Source organism: Streptomyces tauricus (assembly GCF_014650955.1).
GTDB lineage: Bacteria > Actinomycetota > Actinomycetes > Streptomycetales > Streptomycetaceae > Streptomyces > Streptomyces tauricus.
Map to the genome: position 1 here is coordinate 246,350 of NZ_BMVY01000003.1, position 18,493 is coordinate 264,842.

The following is an 18,493-nucleotide window of genomic DNA, read 5'->3' on the forward strand; positions in this document are numbered from 1 at the left end:
CACCGAATTGATCGATCAAAGATCGTTCCCGCAGGTCAGATTAGGTTTACCTAAGTGATGCACCGCACCCCCTCGGGCGTGGACACGGCTTGTCAGTCTCTGAGGAATTACGCAACAATGGTGTTGTGAAAAACGTCGGCGAGGCTCAGGAGACCCCCACGGGGGCCCCTCAGGAGGAACTCGCGACCGGGGAGCGCTCCACGCGCAACCGGGTCGCGCGATCCATCCTGGACCACGGCCCGTCGACCGTCGCCGATCTCGCCGGACGCCTGGGGCTGACCCAGGCGGCCGTCCGCCGCCACCTCGACGCCCTCGTCTCCGACGACGTCGTGGAGCCCCGCGAACAGCGGGTCTACGGCGCTCGTACGCGCGGCCGGCCCGCCAAGGTGTTCGCCCTGACCGACTGCGGCCGGGACGCCTTCGACCAGTCCTACGACAAGCTCGCCGCGGACGCCCTGCGCTGGATCGCCGAGCGCGAGGGCGGGGAGGGGGCGCTCGTCGCCTTCGCCCGCGCCCGGATGGCCGCCCAGGCCGGTGCCTACCGCGAGGCCGTCGAGTCCGCCGCGCCGGAGAAGCGAGCCGAAGCCCTGGCCAAGGCCCTGAGCGCGGACGGGTACGCTGCTACGGCGCGCAGCGCACCGGTCGGTGAGCAGCTCTGCCAGCACCACTGCCCGGTAGCCCATGTCGCCGAGCAGTTTCCGCAGCTGTGCGAAGCGGAGACCGAGTTCTTCTCCCAGCTGCTGGGTACTCACGTGCAGCGGCTGGCGACCATCGCCCACGGCGACGGCGTCTGCACGACCTTTATCCCCAAGAATTCCCACGCCCCGCAGATTTCCAAGGCTCCACCAGTTTCCACGCCTGCCAAGACCACCGATAACGCATCCGTAAGTACCGCCGGGAGGAACCCCGCATGACGCTCCCCATCGAGGAGACCGCCCACCCCGAGCTCGAGGGTCTGGGCAACTACGAATACGGCTGGGCCGACTCCGACGTGGCTGGTGCCTCTGCCAAGCGCGGTATCAACGAACACGTCGTCCGGGACATCTCCGCGAAGAAGAACGAGCCGGAGTGGATGACCAACCTCCGTCTCAAGGGCCTGCGCCTGTTCGGCAAGAAGCCCATGCCGAACTGGGGCTCGGACCTGTCGGGCATCGACTTCGACAACATCAAGTACTTCGTGCGGTCCACGGAGAAGCAGGCCCAGTCGTGGGAGGACCTGCCCGAGGACATCAAGAACACGTACGACAAGCTCGGCATCCCCGAGGCGGAGAAGCAGCGCCTCGTCGCCGGTGTCGCGGCCCAGTACGAGTCCGAGGTCGTCTACCACCAGATCAACGAGGAGCTGGAGGCGCAGGGTGTCATCTTCATGGACACCGACACCGCGCTGAAGGAGCACCCGGAGCTCTTCAAGGAGTACTTCGGCACCGTCATCCCGGTCGGCGACAACAAGTTCGCGTCGCTGAACTCCGCGGTGTGGTCCGGCGGCTCGTTCATCTACGTGCCCAAGGGCGTCCACGTCGAGATCCCGCTCCAGGCCTACTTCCGTATCAACACGGAGAACATGGGCCAGTTCGAGCGGACCCTGATCATCGTCGACGAGGGTGCCTACGTGCACTACGTCGAGGGCTGCACCGCCCCGATCTACAAGTCGGACTCGCTGCACTCCGCGGTCGTCGAGATCATCGTCAAGAAGGGTGGCCGCTGCCGTTACACGACCATCCAGAACTGGTCGAACAACGTCTACAACCTGGTCACCAAGCGCGCCGTGGCGTACGAGGGCGCGACCATGGAGTGGATCGACGGCAACATCGGCTCCAAGGTCACCATGAAGTACCCGGCCGTCTACCTGATGGGCGAGCACGCCAAGGGCGAGACCCTGTCCATCGCCTTCGCGGGCGAGGGCCAGCACCAGGACGCCGGCTCCAAGATGGTCCACATGGCGCCGAACACGTCCTCGAACATCGTGTCGAAGTCCGTGGCGCGCGGCGGCGGCCGTACGTCCTACCGCGGTCTCGTCGAGATCGGTGAGGGCGCCCACGGCTCCAAGTCGAACGTGCTCTGCGACGCGCTGCTCGTCGACACCATCTCCCGCTCGGACACGTACCCCTACGTGGACGTCCGCGAGGACGACGTGTCCATGGGCCACGAGGCGACCGTCTCCAAGGTCTCCGACGACCAGCTCTTCTACCTGATGAGCCGCGGTCTCTCCGAGTTCGAGGCGATGGCCATGATCGTGCGCGGCTTCGTCGAGCCCATCGCGAAGGAGCTGCCCATGGAGTACGCCCTGGAGCTCAACCGGCTGATCGAGCTGCAGATGGAAGGCGCGGTCGGTTAAGACCCGCCCCGAAGCAGTCGCCAGATTTCTGACGTAGACGTAGGAAGAGAGCAGACCCACAGCCATGGCTGAGGCTCAGAACATCCCGGTGGGCAGTACGACCGCCGGCCAGATCGCGGTGGCCGCCGAGTCGACCGTCGCCACGCGCATGAGCGCGCCCCCGTCCTTCGACGTGGCGGACTTCCCCGTCCCCCACGGCCGTGAGGAGGAGTGGCGGTTCACCCCGCTGGAGCGCCTGCGCGGGCTGCACGACGGCACCGCGGTCGCCACCGGCGACGGCGTGAAGGTCGACATCGAGGCGCCCGAGGGCGTCACGGTCGAGACCGTCGGCCGTGACGACGCGCGGCTCGGCCGGGCGACCCCGGTCGACCGCGTCGCCGCCCAGGCCTACTCGGCGTTCGAGAAGGCCGGTGTCGTGACCGTCCCCAAGGAGACGGTCCTCACCGAGCCGATCCGCATCGCCGTGCACGGCGCGGGCGGTGTCGCCTACGGCCACCAGGTCATCGAGCTGGGAGCCTTCGCCGAGGCCGTCGTCGTCATCGACCACACCGGTGACGCGGTCCTGGCCGCCAACGTCGACTACGTCCTGGGCGACGGCGCCAAGCTCACCGTCGTCTCCGTCCAGGACTGGGACGACAAGGCCGTCCACGTCGGCCAGCACAACGCGCTGATCGGCCGTGACGCCACCTTCAAGTCCTTCGTGGTCACCTTCGGCGGCGACCTCGTACGCCTCCACCCGCGGGTCGCCTACGCGGGCCCCGGCGGCGAGGCCGAGCTGTTCGGCCTGTACTTCACGGACGCCGGCCAGCACCAGGAGCACCGCCTCCTGGTCGACCACAACACCCCGCACTGCAAGTCGAACGTCGCCTACAAGGGCGCGCTCCAGGGCGACGGCGCCCACGCGGTGTGGATCGGCGACGTCCTCATCGAGGCCACCGCCGAGGGCACGGACACCTACGAGATGAACCGCAACCTGGTTCTGACCGACGGTGCCCGGGTCGACTCCGTGCCGAACCTGGAGATCGAGACCGGCGAGATCGTCGGCGCCGGACACGCTTCGGCGACCGGCCGCTTCGACGACGAGCAGCTCTTCTACCTGATGGCGCGTGGCATCCCGGCCGACGAGGCCCGCCGTCTGGTGGTCCGCGGCTTCTTCGCCGAGCTGGTCCAGCAGATCCGCGTCCCCGACATCCAGGAACGCCTTCTCGCCAGGATCGACGAGGAGCTGGAGGCGTCCGTCTGATGACTGCCTTCCGACGCGCCTGCGGACTGAGCGAGCTGGAGGAGGACACCCCGAAACGGGTGGAACTCGACGGCACGCCGGTCTCGGTCGTGCGCACCGAGGGCGAGGTGTTCGCGATCAACGACATCTGCTCGCACGCGAACGTCTCGCTCTCCGAGGGCGAGGTGGAGGACTGTCAGATCGAGTGCTGGCTGCACGGCTCCGCGTTCGACCTCAGAACCGGCAAGCCGTCCGGCCTTCCCGCGACGCGCCCCGTCCCCGTATACCCCGTAAAGATCGAAGGGGACGACGTGCTCGTCTCCCTCACCCAGGAGTCCTGAGGAACCCATGGCAACGCTTGAAATCCACGACCTGCACGTCACCGTCGAGGCCGACAACGCCACGAAGGAGATCCTCAAGGGCGTCGACCTCACCGTGAAGCAGGGCGAGACGCACGCCATCATGGGCCCGAACGGCTCCGGCAAGTCGACTCTCGCCTACTCGCTCGCGGGACACCCGAAGTACACGATCACCGGCGGCACCGTCACCCTCGACGGCGAGGACGTCCTGGAGATGTCCGTCGACGAGCGCGCCCGCGCGGGCCTGTTCCTGGCGATGCAGTACCCGGTCGAGGTGCCCGGTGTCTCCGTCTCCAACTTCCTGCGCACCTCCGCCACCGCGATCCGCGGCGAGGCCCCCAAGCTCCGCCTGTGGGTCAAGGAGGTCAAGGAGGCCATGCAGCGGCTGAACATGGACCCGGCCTTCGCCGAGCGCAACGTGAACGAGGGCTTCTCCGGCGGCGAGAAGAAGCGCCACGAGATCCTTCAGCTGGAGCTGCTCAAGCCGAAGATCGCGATCCTCGACGAGACCGACTCCGGTCTGGACGTCGACGCCCTGCGCGTCGTCTCCGAGGGCGTCAACCGCGTCCGTGAGAGCGGCGAGGTCGGCACCCTGCTGATCACGCACTACACGCGCATCCTGCGCTACATCAAGCCCGACCACGTGCACGTGTTCGCGAACGGCCGTATCGCCGAGTCCGGCGGCGCCGAGCTCGCCGACCAGCTCGAGGCCGAGGGCTACGACAAGTACGTGAAGGGTGGCGCATCCGCGTGACGCAGCTGTCGGGCCTCCTCGACACCGAGGCGATCCGCAAGGACTTCCCCATCCTGGACCGGCAGGTCCATGACGGCAAGAAGCTCGTGTACCTGGACAACGCGGCGACCTCGCAGAAGCCGCGCCAGGTGCTGGACGCACTCAGTGGCTACTACGAGCAGTACAACGCCAACGTCCACCGCGGTGTGCATGTGCTCGCGGAGGAGGCCACGGCGCTGTACGAAGGCGCGCGGGACAAGGTCGCCGCGTTCATCAACGCGCCGAGCCGCGACGAGGTCATCTTCACGAAGAACGCCTCCGAGTCGCTCAACCTCGTGGCCAACATGCTCGGCTGGGCCGACGAGCCCTACCGCGTCGACCACGAGACCGAGATCGTCATCACGGAGATGGAGCACCACTCCAACATCGTGCCGTGGCAGCTGCTCGCGCAGCGCACGGGCGCGAAGCTGAAGTGGTTCGGCCTCACCGACGACGGCCGGCTCGACCTGTCCAACATCGACGAGATCATCACCGAGAAGACGAAGATCGTCTCCTTCGTGCTGGTGTCGAACATCCTGGGCACGGTCAACCCGGTCGAGGCGATAGTGCGCCGTGCGCAGGAGGTCGGCGCGCTGGTCTGCATCGACGCCTCCCAGGCCGCCCCGCACATGCCGCTGGACGTACAGGCCCTCCAGGCCGACTTCGTGGCGTTCACCGGCCACAAGATGTGCGGCCCGACCGGCATCGGCGTCCTCTGGGGCCGCCAGGAGCTGCTGGAGGACCTGCCCCCGTTCCTCGGCGGCGGCGAGATGATCGAGACGGTGTCGATGCACTCGTCGACGTACGCTCCCGCCCCGCACAAGTTCGAGGCGGGCACCCCGCCGATCGCCCAGGCGGTCGGTCTCGGCGCTGCCATCGACTACCTGAACGCGATCGGCATGGACAAGATCCTCGCCCATGAGCACGCGCTCACCGAGTACGCGGTGAAGCGGTTCTCCGAGGTCCCGGGCCTGCGCATCATCGGCCCGACGACCGCCGAGGACCGCGGCGCGGCGATCTCGTTCACGCTGGGTGACATCCACCCGCACGACGTGGGTCAGGTTCTCGACGAACAGGGCATCGCGGTCCGGGTCGGACACCACTGCGCACGGCCGGTCTGCCTGCGGTACGGAATTCCTGCGACCACACGAGCGTCGTTCTATCTGTACTCCACGCCGGCCGAGATCGACGCACTGGTCGACGGACTGGAGCACGTACGGAACTTCTTCGGCTGAGGAGCTGGCTGAGTCGTGAGGCTTGATTCGATGTACCAGGAAGTCATCCTGGACCACTACAAGCACCCCCACGGGCGCGGTCTCCGGGACGGCGACGCCGAGGTGCACCACGTCAACCCGACGTGCGGCGACGAGATCACACTGCGCGTCAAGTACGACGGCACCACGATCAGCGACGTCTCGTACGAGGGCCAGGGCTGCTCCATCAGCCAGGCCTCCGCCTCCGTGCTGAACGAGCTGCTCGTGGGCAGGGAGCTGGCCGACGCGCAGAAGATCCAGGAGACCTTCCTGGAGCTGATGCAGTCCAAGGGCCGGATCGAGCCGGACGACGCCATGGAGGAGGTCCTGGAGGACGCGGTCGCGTTCGCCGGGGTCTCCAAGTACCCCGCCCGTGTGAAGTGCGCGCTGCTGAGCTGGATGGCCTGGAAGGACGCGACGGCCCAGGCCCTGGGCGAGGCCGGCGCCGAGAGGAAGACGGCATGAGCGAGACCATCGAGATGAAACCGGCCTCCGAAGAGGAAGTCCGTGAGGCGCTGTACGACGTCGTCGACCCCGAGCTGGGCATCGACGTCGTCAACCTCGGACTGATCTACGGGATCCACATCGACGACGCGAACATCGCGACGATCGACATGACCCTGACGTCGGCGGCGTGTCCGCTCACCGACGTCATCGAGGACCAGGCCAAGTCCGCCACGGACGGCATCGTGAACGAGCTCCGCATCAACTGGGTGTGGATGCCGCCGTGGGGCCCGGACAAGATCACGGACGACGGCCGTGACCAGCTCCGTGCGCTGGGCTTCAACGTCTGAGCCCGTTTTCTACGCGTAGGTGTGCGGCCCCCGGCGATTGCGCCGGGGGCCGCGTGCGTGGTGCGTCGGCTGCTTGCTGTGCGGCTCAGCCCACGCCCTTGACCAGGCGGAACGCCGAGTCGGCCCGGTAGATGCGGCTGTTCTCGTACGGGTCCAGGCGCAGCCGGAAGTCGCGGTGGCGCAGGAAGCGGCCGCGGTAGTTGACCGACTCCAGCATGACGGCGTCGGAGAACGCGGAGGGGCGCGGGCAGAAGGTGGCGTCCTTCTTGAACAGCTCGGAGCCGTCGTGGCGGTCGGCGCGCAACCGGAACTGCGAGTGCCGCAGATAGCGGCCGTTCCCCAGCGAGAACGAGACGCAGCCGGCGTCGGCGAGTCCGGGGACGAGCGTGAAGGAGGCATCCTGCCCGGCCCGGGAGGAGTTGCGGGAGTCCACCCGGTCGAGCCGCACGGAGTCGTGGTCGAGACGCCAGTAGCGGTCGGGGTAGTTGACCGCCTGGACGGACTTCCGCGAGGACGAGGGCTCGGACGCCGGAGGCTTGCCGCCGGAGGGGGCCTTCGACTTCGACGCCGACGGCTTCGGTACGGGGTCGGTGTCGGCGCCGCCCTGCTGGCGCGCGGGCGACGCGGAGCCGTCCGGGGTGCTCGCGGAGGGCGAGGGGGCGGCCAGCCCGCTCTTCCCGCTGGGAGCGGTGGCGGCGACGGGCGGAGCGGCGACCAGCGGCTCGTCCTTCGCGGCGGTGTTCTCCGTCCGGTCCTTCGGCGAGGTCCCCCTGTCCTCGTCCAGCACGGTGACCGCGGTCACCGTGGAGGCGAGTACCGCCAGCAGCAGTGCTCCGGCCAGCCAGAGCCGACGGGTGCCGGGTATGGGGGTCTGGTCCAGGGTCTCGCCGGTCTCCCACACCTTCGGCAGGTGGGGGGACGGGTCGGGAGCGGACTCGGTGTTTCTTTCGGGCATGCGCGGTTCCCCCCGGCGTCGCCGATGGCGGACGCGGTTCGGTCAGTGGTCGTGGCACATGAGGAGCATGAGGAGGCGGAGGCCGCGGGCACACGGGACGGCCATGGCCGGGCGGTCCGTGTGCGCGACGAGGGGAACATTAGTGGAACTCGTGCGGGTCGAGTAAGCGTTCCTGAGAGCGGTTTCTGCCCGAACTGGCGCCGCTCGCGGACGAGTTGGCGGCGGGCTCCGGACTCGGCGGCCGGGAAAGATAGTTCAAGGCTTAAGGATTCGAGATCAGGGCCCTGAGGAGGGGGTTTCGGCGCCCGAGGGGGAAGCCCGGGCGCCGAAGGGGAACTTCCGGTACGGCCGGAAGATTTCCTCTCAGGGCCTAACGCGTACGGAGCCGGTGAGCGGGGTCGGCGGTCGGGGCCTCGGCCCGCCGGACGGGGCCGGTGGACGGGGCCGGTGGGTGGGGCTTCGGCCGACCGGACGGGGCCGGTGGGCGGAGCCTCGGCAGGCCGGACGGGGCCTGTCTATCGCCGCCCGAAGGCGGACAGGAGCGTGGCGATCCGTTCGCGGCCTCCGCCGTTCTGGACCGGGGCCGCCGTGAGGACGTCCAGGTGCTGGTAGCCGGGGAGCACGACGGGGTTCTTGTCCGTGGGGACGCGGTCCGCCAGGATGCCGTCACCGGCGACGAAGGTGATCACCGGCCGGGCGGTCGGGCCTTCGGGATGCGCCATGTGCCGGGCGATCCGCGCGTCGTCCACCAGGGAGAGGTCCGTGACGAGCTTCGTCGGGAAGTAGTCCTCGGTGAAGTCCAGCGGCTGCTCGGAGAGGCTGCGGGCCAGTTCCCCGATGTCCGAGACCTCCTTGGCGGCCGTGGTGAACGGCGTGCCGTCGGCCGAGCGGTGCACCGGGTCGTCCGGCGCGCCGATCCGGTCGAAGTCGCGCCAGGTGTAGAGGGGGCCGCCCGGCTCGTCCGGGATCGCCTTCAGCTCCGTACCGAACAGGGCGGGGGAGCCCTGGACGTCGTTCGAGACGGGGAAGTCCTTGTCGGCGAGGCGGCCGCCGTCGAAGAGGCCCACGCTGGTCTGGATGAAGGACAGCGGGGCCGCGTTGTCGTCCATGAAGGCGCCGAGGACGGCCTCGTTGGTGAGCCGGAAGTCGCGGATCGTCGGCTTGCCGCTGAGGAACACGGCCGCGTTCTTCGAGAACATCGTGCGGGTCGTCGTCTCGATGTTGGAGTTCGCCGGCAGGGAGCCCTGGAGCGTCGACTCGGCGCCGGGCGCGGTGCGTGCGGCGAGGCCGCTGATCGCGAGCAGGTTCATGATCTCCGGGTTGATCACCGCGGGCAGCGCCAGGAAGCGGGGCAGGGCGCCGGAGCGCAGACCAGCCTGTACGACGGTGTAGCCGAGGCCCGTCTCCGGGACCGTGCCCCTGGGCAGCAGACCGCCGTCGAGCGTGCCCGAACCGCCTTGCAGATCACCGAGATCGACGGCGATCGTCGTGTCCAGGGCGAAGTAGCCCGCGCACTGGTTGAAGCCCGCGTCCGCCTTCGTCGCGCTGTTCCCGTCGAAGTCCCAGGTGGAGAAGACGCCGGTGAGCACCCCGCCGAGCGAGTGCCCGCCGCACAGCACCTTCTCCTTGCGCAGTCGCTGGTCGGGCAGTTCGGCGGTCAGCAGGTCGTACTGGTCCCGGACGGTCTGCTCCAGACCGACCTCACCGAGCCAGCCGACCTGATCGCTGGTCAGGAAGCCGTCGAAGGCGCGGCCGTCGACCTTCTGGCCCTCGTAGTAGTAGCCGACCGCCCGGCTCACGCTGCCCGTCGCTACACCGGCGTTGTCCTCCAGGCAGTTGGAACGCCGGTCCAGGGCCCAGAACTCGATGTGCTCGCCCCGGTCGGCCGCCGCCCGCACCGTGTTGCGGGCCACGCTGTCGAAGGCGCCCGCGCCCTCCAGGATGCCGGGCTGGGCGACCAGGATCCGGTCGGCACCGGCCGACTCCGACGGTCCGTCCGAGGAGCGGTAGCGCAGGTACGACAGCCGGTCGCAGCGCGCCGGGTGGCTGCCCGCGGAGGCGGGCAGCGGGATGCGCAGGGAGACCTGGGTCTCGGTGATGCCCGCGACCGGGGAGGCGGAGGACACCGGTGTCTCGGTGCGGGCCGTGCCGGCGGCGGCCGTGACCCCGTCGACGGGTGCCGCGTCGGCGGGTGTCCCGCCGGCGGAGGGGGTCGCGGTCAGCGCGGCCACGGCGAGCGCTCCCGCGAGGAGGGGGCGCGGCCATCGGGCACGGCGAGGGGGGACTCCTGTGCTCATCGTTCTCTCCATCGGAGGGGGAGGGGAAGTGGCGGTGAGGGGGAGGGGAGGTGGCTCGGAGACGGTGCTCGGGGGTGCGTGCCGCACGGTACCTACCGGTAACTTCCTTGTGCCATAAGGGAAGTGAGCGAACGAGGGGTGTGTGCCGCGCAGATTTCCACAGGTGTTGCGCGGGACTGTCCCGTTCTGTGTACGGGCGTACGTATCGATGCGTACACTCGTACACATGGGATACGTACTGCTCGCCGGAGCCATCGCCGCGGAAGTGGCCGCCACGACCGCCATGAAGTACAGCGACGGCTTCAGCAGGCTCTGGCCCTCCGTGCTGACCGCCCTCGGCTACGTCGTCGCCTTCCTGCTGCTCGCGCAGACGCTCAAGACGGTGTCCGTCGGCACGGCGTACGCGATCTGGGCCGGGCTCGGCACGGCGGCCATCGTGGTGATCGGGGTGGTGTTCCTCGGTGAGGGGCTGAGCTTCACCAAGTTCGCCGGTGTCGCGCTGATCATCGGCGGGGTCGTGGTGCTGAACCTGAGCGGGGCGCACTGATGGCCCGGCGTTACGATCCCGAGCGGCGGCAGCGGATCATCGACGCGGCGCTGCGGGTCGTGGCGGCCAAGGGCATCGAGGGGCTGAGCCATCGCTCGGTCGCGGCCGAGGCGGACGTACCGCTCGGCTCGACGACGTACCACTTCAAGACCCTCGACGAGCTGCTGGTCGCGACGCTGCGCCAGGCGAACGAGGGCTTCGCGAAGACGGTCGCCGCGCGCGAGGCCCTGCTCGGCTGCGGCACCGACCTCGCCACCGAACTGGCCGGACTCGTCGGGGAATGGCTCACGGACGACCGCACGGGGGTCGAGGTGGAGTACGAGCTGTACCTCGCCGCCCTGCGCCGGCCCGTCCTGCGGCCCGTCGCCGACGAGTGCGGCCGGGACTTCGCCGACCTCCTCGCCCGCCGTACCGACCCGGTCACCGCGCGGGCGCTGGTCGCGCTGATCGACGGCATCTGTCTGCAGGTACTGCTGACGGGGGCGCCGTACGACGAGGAGTACGCGCGGGAGGTACTGGCGCGGGTGGCCGGTACCTGAGACGGCGGGTGCGCTGGTTGGCTCGGGCGGGGTCCCCCAAGTTAGGTTTCTGCCATGACCGACACGACTGCTACACGCACCACCACCGGCGCCGTCGCCGCCGGGCTCGCCACGATCGCCACCGACGGCACCGTCCTCGACACCTGGTTCCCGGCCCCCGAACTGGTCGCCGAACCCGGCCCCTCCGGCTCCGAGCGGCTGCCCGTCGAACGCGCCGTGGAACTCCTCGGCGAAGGTGCCGTGAAAGCGATCGGCCCGGACGCCCGCCGGGGTGTCGAGGTGGTCGCGGTCCGCACGGTCATCGCCTCGCTCGACGAGAAGCCGGTCGACGCGCACGACGCGTACCTGCGTCTGCACCTGCTCTCGCACCGGCTGGTGCGGCCGCACGGGCAGAGCCTGGACGGCCTGTTCGCCCATCTCGCCAACGTCGCCTGGACCTCGCTCGGGCCGGTGGCCGTGGACGACGTGGAGAAGGTCCGGCTGAACGCCCGCGCCGAGGGGTTGCACCTGGCCGTGACGTCCATCGACAAGTTCCCGCGCATGACGGACTACGTGGCGCCGAAGGGCGTCCGTATCGCCGACGCCGACCGGGTGCGCCTCGGGGCGCACCTCGCCGAGGGCACCACGGTCATGCACGAGGGCTTCGTGAACTTCAACGCCGGGACGCTCGGCACCTCGATGGTCGAAGGGCGCATCTCCGCCGGTGTCGTGATCGGTGACGGCTCGGACATCGGTGGGGGCGCGTCCACGATGGGGACGCTGTCGGGGGGCGGCAACGTCCGCATCACGATCGGGGAGCGGTGCCTCGTGGGGGCGGAGGCGGGGGTCGGGATCGCCCTCGGGGACGAGTGTGTGGTGGAGGCCGGGCTGTACGTCACCGCCGGTACGCGGGTGACGATGCCCGACGGGCAGATCGTCAAGGCCCGTGAGCTGTCCGGGGCGTCGAACATCCTGTTCCGGCGGAACTCGGTCACGGGGAAGGTGGAGGCTCGGCCGAACAATGCGGTGTGGGGTGGGCTGAACGAGATCCTTCACAGCCATAACTGAGCTCGTCCGAGGCTTTGACACGAGCGTCCTTCCGCTGCGCGGCGCTGCGCTGTGCGGGAGGGCGCTCTTTGTTTTCGGCTGCGGGTTGGTGGGGGCGGGGCTAAGAGATTGCGCCGTTCCCCGCGCCCCTGGGGTGGGCGGGGGTGGGGGGGGTGGTTGTGCGGGTTGGTGGGGGCTGGGGTAGAAGATTGCGCCGTTCCTCGCGCCCCTGGGGTCGGCGGGGGCTGGGGTAGAGGATTGCGCCCCCCGTGCCCCTGGAGCAGCCGGGGTGTGGGGGGCTGTGCGGGAGCCCTCATCGGGGTTGCGTGATCGGCTTGGGTGAGCCCAATCCCTAGGAGCGCGGGGAACTGCGCAGTCTTTTGGGCCCGCGCCTCAGGAGTGGGTGGGAAATTGGGTGTTGGGGGCGGCATAGCGGGGGGTTTCGGGAGGCGTCCATACGGGTGGGAGCGGGGGCGATGCCCGCGGGGAAGAGGCGGTGACGATGGATGCCCAGGGGCATGAGGCGTTCAGGGAGTTCGTGGAGAACAGGTCGACGGCGCTGCTGAAGACCGCCGTGCTGCTCAGCGGCGGCGACCGCCACGCGGCGGAGGACCTGCTGCAGAACGCGTTGATCAAGGCCGCCGGCCGATGGCACCGGATCGACGAGCCGGAGGCGTACGTACGCCAGATCCTGTACCGGCAGCAGGTGAGCCGCTGGCGGCTGAAGTGGCGCCGGCGGGAGCTGACCGTCGCCGAGCCGCCCGAGACGGCGGACGGAGCGGGCGGCACGGCGGGCGGCACGGACGCCGCCTCCGCGACCGAGCTGCGGATCCTGATGCGCGGAGCGCTCGCGCGGCTCACCTCCCGGCAGCGGACCGTGCTCGTCCTGCGGTACTTCGAGGACCTGCCGGAGGCCGACGTGGCCCGGATCCTCGGCTGCTCGGTCGGCACGGTGCGGTCCACGACCCACCGCTCGCTCGCCAAACTGCGCGTGCTCGCACCGGAGTTGACCGCCCTCGGTCCGGCCGACGCCGAACAGAGCCCGTCCCGCGACTTCTCGCCCGTGGAGGTACGTCCGTGAACGTCGACGAACTCGTGCGCGACACGCTCCGTGAGACCGCAGCGGACACGGTGTCCGTCCCGGCGGGCTTCACCGACCGGGTGCTCGCCGTCCGGCGGCGCCGCCGGACCCGAACGCTGGCCGGCGCCGCGGTGGCCACGGTGTTCGCGGTCGCCGTGGGAGTGGCGGTGCCGGTCCTGAACGGCAGGGACGAGCCGCGGCTCGCCAGCCAGATGAACCGGAGCGACATCATCGCCCACCCGGACCAGACGCCGCCGCGCGACCTCATCGCGGCGGGCGACGTCGCGATGGCCGCCTACTTCACGTCCGCCACGGTGGAGGAGACCCCGGACCGGGGCCTCTACCTGCGTACCTACAGGCTCCTCGACCAGAAGACCGGAAAGTACGTGAAGACCACCAAGTGGTCCTTCCTCGATGTCGCCCCCGGCATGCGTACCGCGGCCGTCCTGGAGAAGGGCCTGCCCACCAAGCGGATCGGGCTGCTCAACCTGCTGACCGGCGAGGTCGAGCGGTGGATCACCGTCGACCGTGCCGTCGCGGGGGTCAGCTTCTCGCCCGACGGCGGCAAGCTCGTCGCGACGACGTACAGCAAGAACCCCGACCTGCGGTACCGGGCGGACTACGACAGTGACGGGGACGGCAAGAAGAACGACTGGGAGGCGCGGTTCGGCCAGTCGGAACGGACCGGCTTCTACGTTCTCGACGTCGACTCGGGTGACGGCTCCTGGAGCAGGGTCACGGGCAACGAGGAGGACCTCAACGTCCGTCAGGACTTCGCCTTCAGCGCGGACGGCAAGCTGGTCTACTCCGGGCTCACCTCGGAACCCCATATGCAGTACTACGACTTCGAGGGCAAGGAGGTCGACAAGCCGGCGAACGAGAAGTACCTGCACTGGTTCGTCGACGCGGGCCTGTCCCCGAACGGCAAGCTCGCCGCGGGCGACTTCGCGGGCGGCGCCAGGACGACCGCCTCCGCGATCAACGATCCGTACACCGGCGAGCGGCTCTTCACGATTCCCGGTCAGCAACTGCTCGCCTGGGCCGACAACAAGCGGCTCATCGCCTGGGACATCACGCCCGGGGCCAACGAGTTCCACAACCGGCTCGTGCTCGTGACGATCGGCAACAAGAAGACCGTTCCGCTGAGCGGGTTCCGTCAGGGGAACGACGGTGCGGCCGGGCGCTGGGAGCCGATCTTCGCCGAACGCTGATCAGGCCGCTGCCGTCAGTCGCTCGTACGCGGTCAGCAGTCCGTCGGTCGTCTCCCGGCCGGCGGGCTGCAGCGGTGCCCTCACCGGGCCGGCCGGCAGTCCCAGCGCACCCAGCAGCGCCTTCGTCGTCACCGTGCCCGGCAGCCCGGACGCCATCATCAACTCCGTGAGAGGGATGGTGAGTTGCATGAGGCGGGCCGCCTCGTCCGTGTCGCCCGCGTCGAACGCGTGGAGGACGGAGCGGAGGTGACGTGGGGTCACATTCGCCACCGTGCTGATGTATCCGGCTCCGCCGATCGCGTACAGCGCCAGTACGTACTCGTCGCAGCCCGTGTAGTACGCCAACTCCGTTGCGGCCAGTACCTTCTGCGTGCCGAGCAGGTCGTAGGCGCAGTCCTTCACCGCCACGATCCGCGGGTGCTCCGCGAGCCGCAGCATCGTCTCCGGCTCGATACGGGTACCGGTGCGGCCCGGGATGTCGTACAGCGCGAGCGGTAGTGCGCCGGCGTCAGCGATCGTCCGGAAGTGGGCCTCGACGGCGTCCTGTGGAGGCCTGCTGTAGTAGGGCGTGACGACCAACAGGCCGTCCGCGCCCGCCTTTTCGGCCTCCAGTGCGAGCTGGACGCAGTGGCGGGTGTCGGCGGTGCCGATGCCCGCGACGATCGCGGCGCTGTCTCCGACGGCCTCGGCCACCGCTCGCACCAGCGCGGACTTCTCGGCGTCCGTCGTCGTCGGTGACTCCCCGGTGGTCCCGGACAGGACCAGCCCGTCGCAGCCTTCCGAGACCAGCCGCTCGGCCAGCCGCTGGGCGCCGTCCAGGTCCAGCAGTCCCTCCTCGGTGAAAGGGGTGACCATCGCGCACAGCGCCCGGCCGAAAGGGCGGGGGCGGGGGAGAGGGTGGGAGCGGGGAGACGGGGGTGAGCTTGGGGTCATGGCCGTAGTCTCGGGCCGCCGACGGGGAAGTTCCACTTAATTCTTCTATGTCGTATAGGTAAGGGATGCTACTGGGTTGGTGCTCAGGGGCACCCTAGGCACCCGCCGCGGTTTGCGTCACCATGACGGGGACGGCAGTCGGTGATATCGGTGATGATCGGTCACGGGAGGCGTTATGAGGCTCGGCAAGGCGCTCGCCACCGGAGTCGCGGAGGAACGACCGCGTGTGACGGACGAGGAAACGCTGCTCGGCGAGAGGGGCGATGAGGCCGCGGAGGCCGGGAAGACCGAGGCGGCCGAGCGGGCGGCGCGCGTGGTCGACGAGGTTCCGGTCGCGCGATGAGGGTGCGGCTCCCCGAGGAACGACCGGCGGAGCCGCCGACCGGATTCAAGATCGCCCACCCGATGCTGTCCCAGGACGGCGGCCGGGCCGGGTTCACCGGTGTCTCGCTGGGCGGCGCGCTGCCGTACGGGGTCCTCGACGAGGCGCACTGCGTCTACGGGCTGCGGCACCGGGCGCCGCACCGCCGCTGCGACTGCGGCTTCCACTGCGTGCACGACCGCACGGCCGCCGAGGCGATGCTGTGCACGGCCGAGCACCGGTCCGCCGTGCTCCTCGACGTGACGGTCCTCGGCGCGTACATCCGCTTCGAACTCGGATTCCGCTACGCGCGGCAGCGGGTGCGCACCGCCACGGTCGGACCCTGCGCGTGCGGCGCGGTCGCCGTCGCGCTGGCCGACGCCGGCTGGGGCAGGCCCGGCTGGCGAGGGCTGGCGGCCTCCTGCGCCGGATGCGTACGACGGCGTACGGCCGTGTCCCTGGCGACCTTCGCCCGGCTGGGCGGCGAGGGGCTGCGCGTACGGGCCGGTGGTGGGGCCGTGGAGCCCGCCGGAGCCGGTCTGCCCGAAGGGCCGGGCGTCTCCGAGCTCGTCGCCGAGGCCGCGCTTCTGCAGGCCCGGCTCGACTGGTTCCAGAGCCAGCTGGCCCGGCTCGGTGAGCGGGGCTCCGGGAAGGGGTAGTCGCGGCGCAGCCGGGTACCCGGGCGTTCCCCCCGGACGAAAGGAGGCGGAACGCCATGACCGGGACCACGGACCGGCGGCCGGACGAGCACCACTCGGTGGGTGAACTCGTCGGGCAGGCCACAGAACAGCTTTCCGAACTCGTACGACAGGAAGTGCGGCTCGCCAAACAGGAGCTGACCGAGAAGGGGCGGCGCGCGGGGCGCGGCGGCGGGCTGCTCGGCGCGGCCGGTGCCGTCGCCTACGTGGGGCTGATGGCCCTCGCGGCGACCGGCGCCGCCGCACTCTCCCTGGTGCTGCCCGTGTGGGCGGCGGCACTCATCGTCACAGCCGTGCTCTTCCTGGTCGCGGCCGTACTGGCGAAGACCGGCCGTACGCAGCTCGGCCGCGCCACCCCTCCGATGCCCGAGGAAACGCTCGACAGCGTTCGGGCCGACGTCGACGAGATCAAGGAAAGGGCCCACCGATGAAGGACACGAACGAGCCGGTCGAGATCGGCGGGGCCTCGGACAAGCCCGCCGCCGGTGCCGAGGGGCCGGAGGAACTGCGACGCCAGATCGAGGAGACCCGCAGTCAGCTCGGCGACACCGTGGAGGAGCTGGCCGCGAAGGCCGATGTGAAGGGCCGGGCGAAGGCCCGGGGCGCCGAACTGAAGGGCAAGGCGTCCGATGCGGGCCACACCGTCCAGGGCAAGGCGGTACAGGCCGGCCATGTCGTGCAGGAGAAGGCCACCGAAGCGGGCCACGTCGTGCAGGAGAAGGCCACCGAGGCCGGACACGTCGTGCAGGAGAAGGCGTCCTGGGCCGGTCACGCGGTCCAGGAACGGGTGCCTCAGCCGGTGCGCGACGCCGCGACCGCCGTCGTCCAGGCCGGACGGCGCAACCCCAAGCCCGTACTGATCGCCGGGGCCGGGGTGGTGGTCGCGGCCGGACTGCTGCGGCGGCGTCACAACGGCCACCGCTGAGCGGGCGGAACCGGGCGGAGCCGGGCGGAGCGGGCCGGGGCGCGCGAGGCACGCGGGTGCGCGGGAGGATCACAGCGAGCGGCGGAGCCGGATCTATCGGTTCCGCCGCTCGTCCATGTGCCGAACTTCTGACCTGGTCCCTGGTCCCGTCCCTGGTCCCTGGTCCCTGGTCCCTGATGCGTATCTGGTAACTGATGAACGGGCTTGACCTGAAGTTTGGTTGAGGTCGGAGGGTGGGTGTCGCAGGCGTTGAGCAGCGACCACCGGAGATTGTGATGACCCGTCGTACCGATGAACACCCTGACCCGGCCCGTCCCGAGGTCGGAGCCCCGTTCTTCAGCACCTGGCGGGTGGGGACCCCCGACCGGCAACGGGCGACGGTCGAGGCGATCGCCGCCACCTGGGAGAAGCGGCCGTGGCCGGCCGAGGGGCTGCTCGGGTACTACGTGCACACCGGGAACGACGGCAGCACCCTGCTGCACCAGTCGCAGTGGCGCAGCGAGCAGGACTACGAGGCCTTCGTGAAGGTCCACCGGCAGGAGCGGGTGGACGAGATCGACGTGGCCGTGCCCGGCATCGAACGGGTCGGACTCGACCGCTACCGGCGCTGTCGCAGCGCTGTCCGGCCCTCGGAGACACGGGTGCCCGGTTGCCTCGTGATCGTCGAGGTCGAGTTCGAAGGAGCGGACCCCGAGCGGCAACGGGCCTGGGTGGACGCGGTGTTCGAGGCCCTGGAGAGCGAGCCGGAACCGCATCCCGGCGGGATCTCCGCCCACTTCCACCTGAGCACCGACGGCACGAAGGTCATCAACTACGCCGAGTGGGAGAGCGCCGAGGCCCACATCGAGGCGATGGCGGCGCCGGGTGGTGGCGTGGGGTCGCGCACGCCGGAGTGGGAGCGCGTGCAGACGTATCCGGGGCTGAAGGGGGCCACAGTGAACCGGTACAGCTATGCGCTGGGGCTTGTGCCGGCGTGAGCGGTGTCGCACCGCGGGGCCGGTGGGGCTGGGTGCGCCGTTCCCCGCGCCCCTCGAGGGCCCGTCGGGGCCCTGGTGGGTCCCGTTGTCGGGGTCGGGTGGGTCGGAAATCCCTCTCGGGTGTGGGATCGGTGTCGGATTTCCGGGATACCGGGGGCCTGGCTGGCCCCACCTCGGTGGCGCGGCTGAAAGTGGGCGCTGAAACAGC

At 69.9% G+C, this 18,493-nt stretch carries 21 protein-coding genes; 18 read left to right on the forward strand and 3 right to left on the reverse strand.

Annotated elements, in window-relative coordinates; all coding sequences use genetic code 11:
* The first annotated feature begins 125 nt into the window (after positions 1-125).
* From IE278_RS08165 to IE278_RS08200, 8 genes are all read left to right on the forward strand, one after another.
* Positions 126-914: a helix-turn-helix transcriptional regulator gene (locus tag IE278_RS08165; protein ID WP_189770244.1), complete on the forward strand. Its 789-nt coding sequence runs from the start codon at positions 126-128 to the stop codon at positions 912-914.
* Positions 911-2,335: a Fe-S cluster assembly protein SufB gene (sufB, locus tag IE278_RS08170; protein WP_107017660.1), complete on the forward strand. Its 1,425-nt coding sequence runs from the start codon at positions 911-913 to the stop codon at positions 2,333-2,335. The genes IE278_RS08165 and sufB overlap by 4 nt, the downstream gene beginning before the upstream one ends.
* Positions 2,336-2,399: 64 nt before the next feature.
* Complete coding sequence (sufD, locus tag IE278_RS08175) at positions 2,400-3,578, forward strand: Fe-S cluster assembly protein SufD (protein ID WP_189770246.1); 1,179 nt, start codon at positions 2,400-2,402, stop codon at positions 3,576-3,578.
* Positions 3,578-3,898: a non-heme iron oxygenase ferredoxin subunit gene (locus IE278_RS08180; RefSeq protein ID WP_189770248.1), complete on the forward strand. Its 321-nt coding sequence runs from the start codon at positions 3,578-3,580 to the stop codon at positions 3,896-3,898. The genes sufD and IE278_RS08180 overlap by 1 nt, the downstream gene beginning before the upstream one ends.
* Positions 3,899-3,905: 7 nt before the next feature.
* Positions 3,906-4,670: a Fe-S cluster assembly ATPase SufC gene (gene sufC / locus IE278_RS08185; protein WP_107017663.1), complete on the forward strand. Its 765-nt coding sequence runs from the start codon at positions 3,906-3,908 to the stop codon at positions 4,668-4,670.
* A complete protein-coding gene (locus IE278_RS08190; protein WP_189770250.1) occupies positions 4,667-5,923 on the forward strand; it encodes a cysteine desulfurase in 1,257 nt (418 codons plus the stop codon). Before sufC ends, IE278_RS08190 begins: the two co-directional genes overlap by 4 nt.
* A 15-nt stretch (positions 5,924-5,938) precedes the next feature.
* Positions 5,939-6,406, forward strand: coding sequence for a Fe-S cluster assembly sulfur transfer protein SufU (gene sufU, locus IE278_RS08195; RefSeq protein WP_189770252.1), 468 nt, complete (start codon positions 5,939-5,941; stop codon positions 6,404-6,406).
* Complete coding sequence (locus tag IE278_RS08200) at positions 6,403-6,735, forward strand: metal-sulfur cluster assembly factor (protein WP_107017666.1); 333 nt, start codon at positions 6,403-6,405, stop codon at positions 6,733-6,735. Before sufU ends, IE278_RS08200 begins: the two co-directional genes overlap by 4 nt.
* An 85-nt stretch (positions 6,736-6,820) precedes the next feature.
* On the opposite strand, the gene IE278_RS08205 is transcribed toward IE278_RS08200, so the two are convergent.
* Both IE278_RS08205 and IE278_RS08210 read right to left on the reverse strand, forming a co-directional pair.
* Entirely contained in the window at positions 6,821-7,690 is an 870-nt protein-coding gene (locus IE278_RS08205; RefSeq protein WP_189770254.1) for an AbfB domain-containing protein, read from the reverse strand.
* 515 nt (positions 7,691-8,205) lie between these two features.
* The gene (locus IE278_RS08210) at positions 8,206-9,987 is read right to left on the reverse strand and encodes a hypothetical protein (protein ID WP_189770256.1); all 1,782 of its coding nucleotides are present in this window, start codon (positions 9,985-9,987) and stop codon (positions 8,206-8,208) included.
* A 226-nt stretch (positions 9,988-10,213) separates the two neighbouring features.
* On the opposite strand from IE278_RS08210, the gene IE278_RS08215 reads away from it, so the two are divergent.
* The 5 genes from IE278_RS08215 (at position 10,214) to IE278_RS08235 (ending at position 14,391) form a co-directional block, all read left to right on the forward strand.
* On the forward strand, positions 10,214-10,534 hold the full coding sequence (locus IE278_RS08215; protein WP_189770258.1) for a DMT family transporter: 321 nt from the start codon (positions 10,214-10,216) through the stop codon (positions 10,532-10,534).
* Entirely contained in the window at positions 10,534-11,073 is a 540-nt protein-coding gene (locus IE278_RS08220; RefSeq protein ID WP_189770260.1) for a TetR/AcrR family transcriptional regulator, read from the forward strand. Before IE278_RS08215 ends, IE278_RS08220 begins: the two co-directional genes overlap by 1 nt.
* Before the next feature lie 54 nt (positions 11,074-11,127).
* Positions 11,128-12,120 (forward strand): 2,3,4,5-tetrahydropyridine-2,6-dicarboxylate N-succinyltransferase, encoded by a 993-nt coding sequence (dapD, locus tag IE278_RS08225; RefSeq protein ID WP_189770262.1) that lies wholly within the window; start codon positions 11,128-11,130, stop codon positions 12,118-12,120.
* Positions 12,121-12,601: 481 nt separating this feature from the next.
* On the forward strand, positions 12,602-13,180 hold the full coding sequence (locus IE278_RS08230; protein WP_189770509.1) for a SigE family RNA polymerase sigma factor: 579 nt from the start codon (positions 12,602-12,604) through the stop codon (positions 13,178-13,180).
* Positions 13,177-14,391 carry a WD40 repeat domain-containing protein gene (locus IE278_RS08235; protein ID WP_189770264.1) on the forward strand — a complete coding sequence of 405 codons (1,215 nt, stop codon included), beginning with the start codon at positions 13,177-13,179 and terminating at the stop codon, positions 14,389-14,391. The genes IE278_RS08230 and IE278_RS08235 overlap by 4 nt, the downstream gene beginning before the upstream one ends.
* Here the strand turns inward: IE278_RS08235 and dapA are convergent, their stop codons facing one another.
* The gene (gene dapA, locus IE278_RS08240) at positions 14,392-15,324 is read right to left on the reverse strand and encodes a 4-hydroxy-tetrahydrodipicolinate synthase (RefSeq protein WP_189770266.1); all 933 of its coding nucleotides are present in this window, start codon (positions 15,322-15,324) and stop codon (positions 14,392-14,394) included.
* Positions 15,325-15,499: 175 nt separating this feature from the next.
* On the opposite strand from dapA, the gene IE278_RS08245 reads away from it, so the two are divergent.
* The 5 genes from IE278_RS08245 (at position 15,500) to IE278_RS08265 (ending at position 18,285) form a co-directional block, all read left to right on the forward strand.
* Positions 15,500-15,667 carry a hypothetical protein gene (locus tag IE278_RS08245; RefSeq protein WP_189770268.1) on the forward strand — a complete coding sequence of 56 codons (168 nt, stop codon included), beginning with the start codon at positions 15,500-15,502 and terminating at the stop codon, positions 15,665-15,667.
* Positions 15,664-16,344, forward strand: a complete 681-nt coding sequence (locus tag IE278_RS08250; protein ID WP_189770270.1) for a hypothetical protein — start codon at positions 15,664-15,666, stop codon at positions 16,342-16,344. The genes IE278_RS08245 and IE278_RS08250 overlap by 4 nt, the downstream gene beginning before the upstream one ends.
* A gap of 56 nt (positions 16,345-16,400) precedes the next feature.
* Positions 16,401-16,814 carry a phage holin family protein gene (locus IE278_RS08255; protein ID WP_189770272.1) on the forward strand — a complete coding sequence of 138 codons (414 nt, stop codon included), beginning with the start codon at positions 16,401-16,403 and terminating at the stop codon, positions 16,812-16,814.
* On the forward strand, positions 16,811-17,308 hold the full coding sequence (locus tag IE278_RS08260) for a DUF3618 domain-containing protein (RefSeq protein WP_189770273.1): 498 nt from the start codon (positions 16,811-16,813) through the stop codon (positions 17,306-17,308). The genes IE278_RS08255 and IE278_RS08260 overlap by 4 nt, the downstream gene beginning before the upstream one ends.
* 275 nt (positions 17,309-17,583) lie before the next feature.
* Positions 17,584-18,285 (forward strand): antibiotic biosynthesis monooxygenase, encoded by a 702-nt coding sequence (locus tag IE278_RS08265; RefSeq protein WP_189770274.1) that lies wholly within the window; start codon positions 17,584-17,586, stop codon positions 18,283-18,285.
* The last annotated feature ends 208 nt before the right edge of the window (positions 18,286-18,493 follow it).

Bases quoted from the DNA above. Each gene is read 5' to 3' on its own strand.
- IE278_RS08210 (WP_189770256.1), bottom strand. From the start codon at position 9,987: ATGAGCACAGGAGTCCCCCCTCGCCGTGCCCGATGGCCGCGCCCCCTC.
- IE278_RS08220 (WP_189770260.1), top strand. From the start codon at position 10,534: ATGGCCCGGCGTTACGATCCCGAGCGGCGGCAGCGGATCATCGACGCG.
- dapD (WP_189770262.1), top strand. From the start codon at position 11,128: ATGACCGACACGACTGCTACACGCACCACCACCGGCGCCGTCGCCGCC.
- IE278_RS08230 (WP_189770509.1), top strand. From the start codon at position 12,602: ATGGATGCCCAGGGGCATGAGGCGTTCAGGGAGTTCGTGGAGAACAGG.
- IE278_RS08245 (WP_189770268.1), top strand. From the start codon at position 15,500: ATGAGGCTCGGCAAGGCGCTCGCCACCGGAGTCGCGGAGGAACGACCG.
- IE278_RS08215 (WP_189770258.1), top strand. From the start codon at position 10,214: ATGGGATACGTACTGCTCGCCGGAGCCATCGCCGCGGAAGTGGCCGCC.
- sufC (WP_107017663.1), top strand. From the start codon at position 3,906: ATGGCAACGCTTGAAATCCACGACCTGCACGTCACCGTCGAGGCCGAC.
- dapA (WP_189770266.1), bottom strand. From the start codon at position 15,324: ATGACCCCAAGCTCACCCCCGTCTCCCCGCTCCCACCCTCTCCCCCGC.
- IE278_RS08255 (WP_189770272.1), top strand. From the start codon at position 16,401: ATGACCGGGACCACGGACCGGCGGCCGGACGAGCACCACTCGGTGGGT.
- sufB (WP_107017660.1), top strand. From the start codon at position 911: ATGACGCTCCCCATCGAGGAGACCGCCCACCCCGAGCTCGAGGGTCTG.
- IE278_RS08205 (WP_189770254.1), bottom strand. From the start codon at position 7,690: ATGCCCGAAAGAAACACCGAGTCCGCTCCCGACCCGTCCCCCCACCTG.
- sufD (WP_189770246.1), top strand. From the start codon at position 2,400: ATGGCTGAGGCTCAGAACATCCCGGTGGGCAGTACGACCGCCGGCCAG.
- IE278_RS08250 (WP_189770270.1), top strand. From the start codon at position 15,664: ATGAGGGTGCGGCTCCCCGAGGAACGACCGGCGGAGCCGCCGACCGGA.
- IE278_RS08265 (WP_189770274.1), top strand. From the start codon at position 17,584: ATGACCCGTCGTACCGATGAACACCCTGACCCGGCCCGTCCCGAGGTC.
- IE278_RS08260 (WP_189770273.1), top strand. From the start codon at position 16,811: ATGAAGGACACGAACGAGCCGGTCGAGATCGGCGGGGCCTCGGACAAG.
- IE278_RS08200 (WP_107017666.1), top strand. From the start codon at position 6,403: ATGAGCGAGACCATCGAGATGAAACCGGCCTCCGAAGAGGAAGTCCGT.
- IE278_RS08180 (WP_189770248.1), top strand. From the start codon at position 3,578: ATGACTGCCTTCCGACGCGCCTGCGGACTGAGCGAGCTGGAGGAGGAC.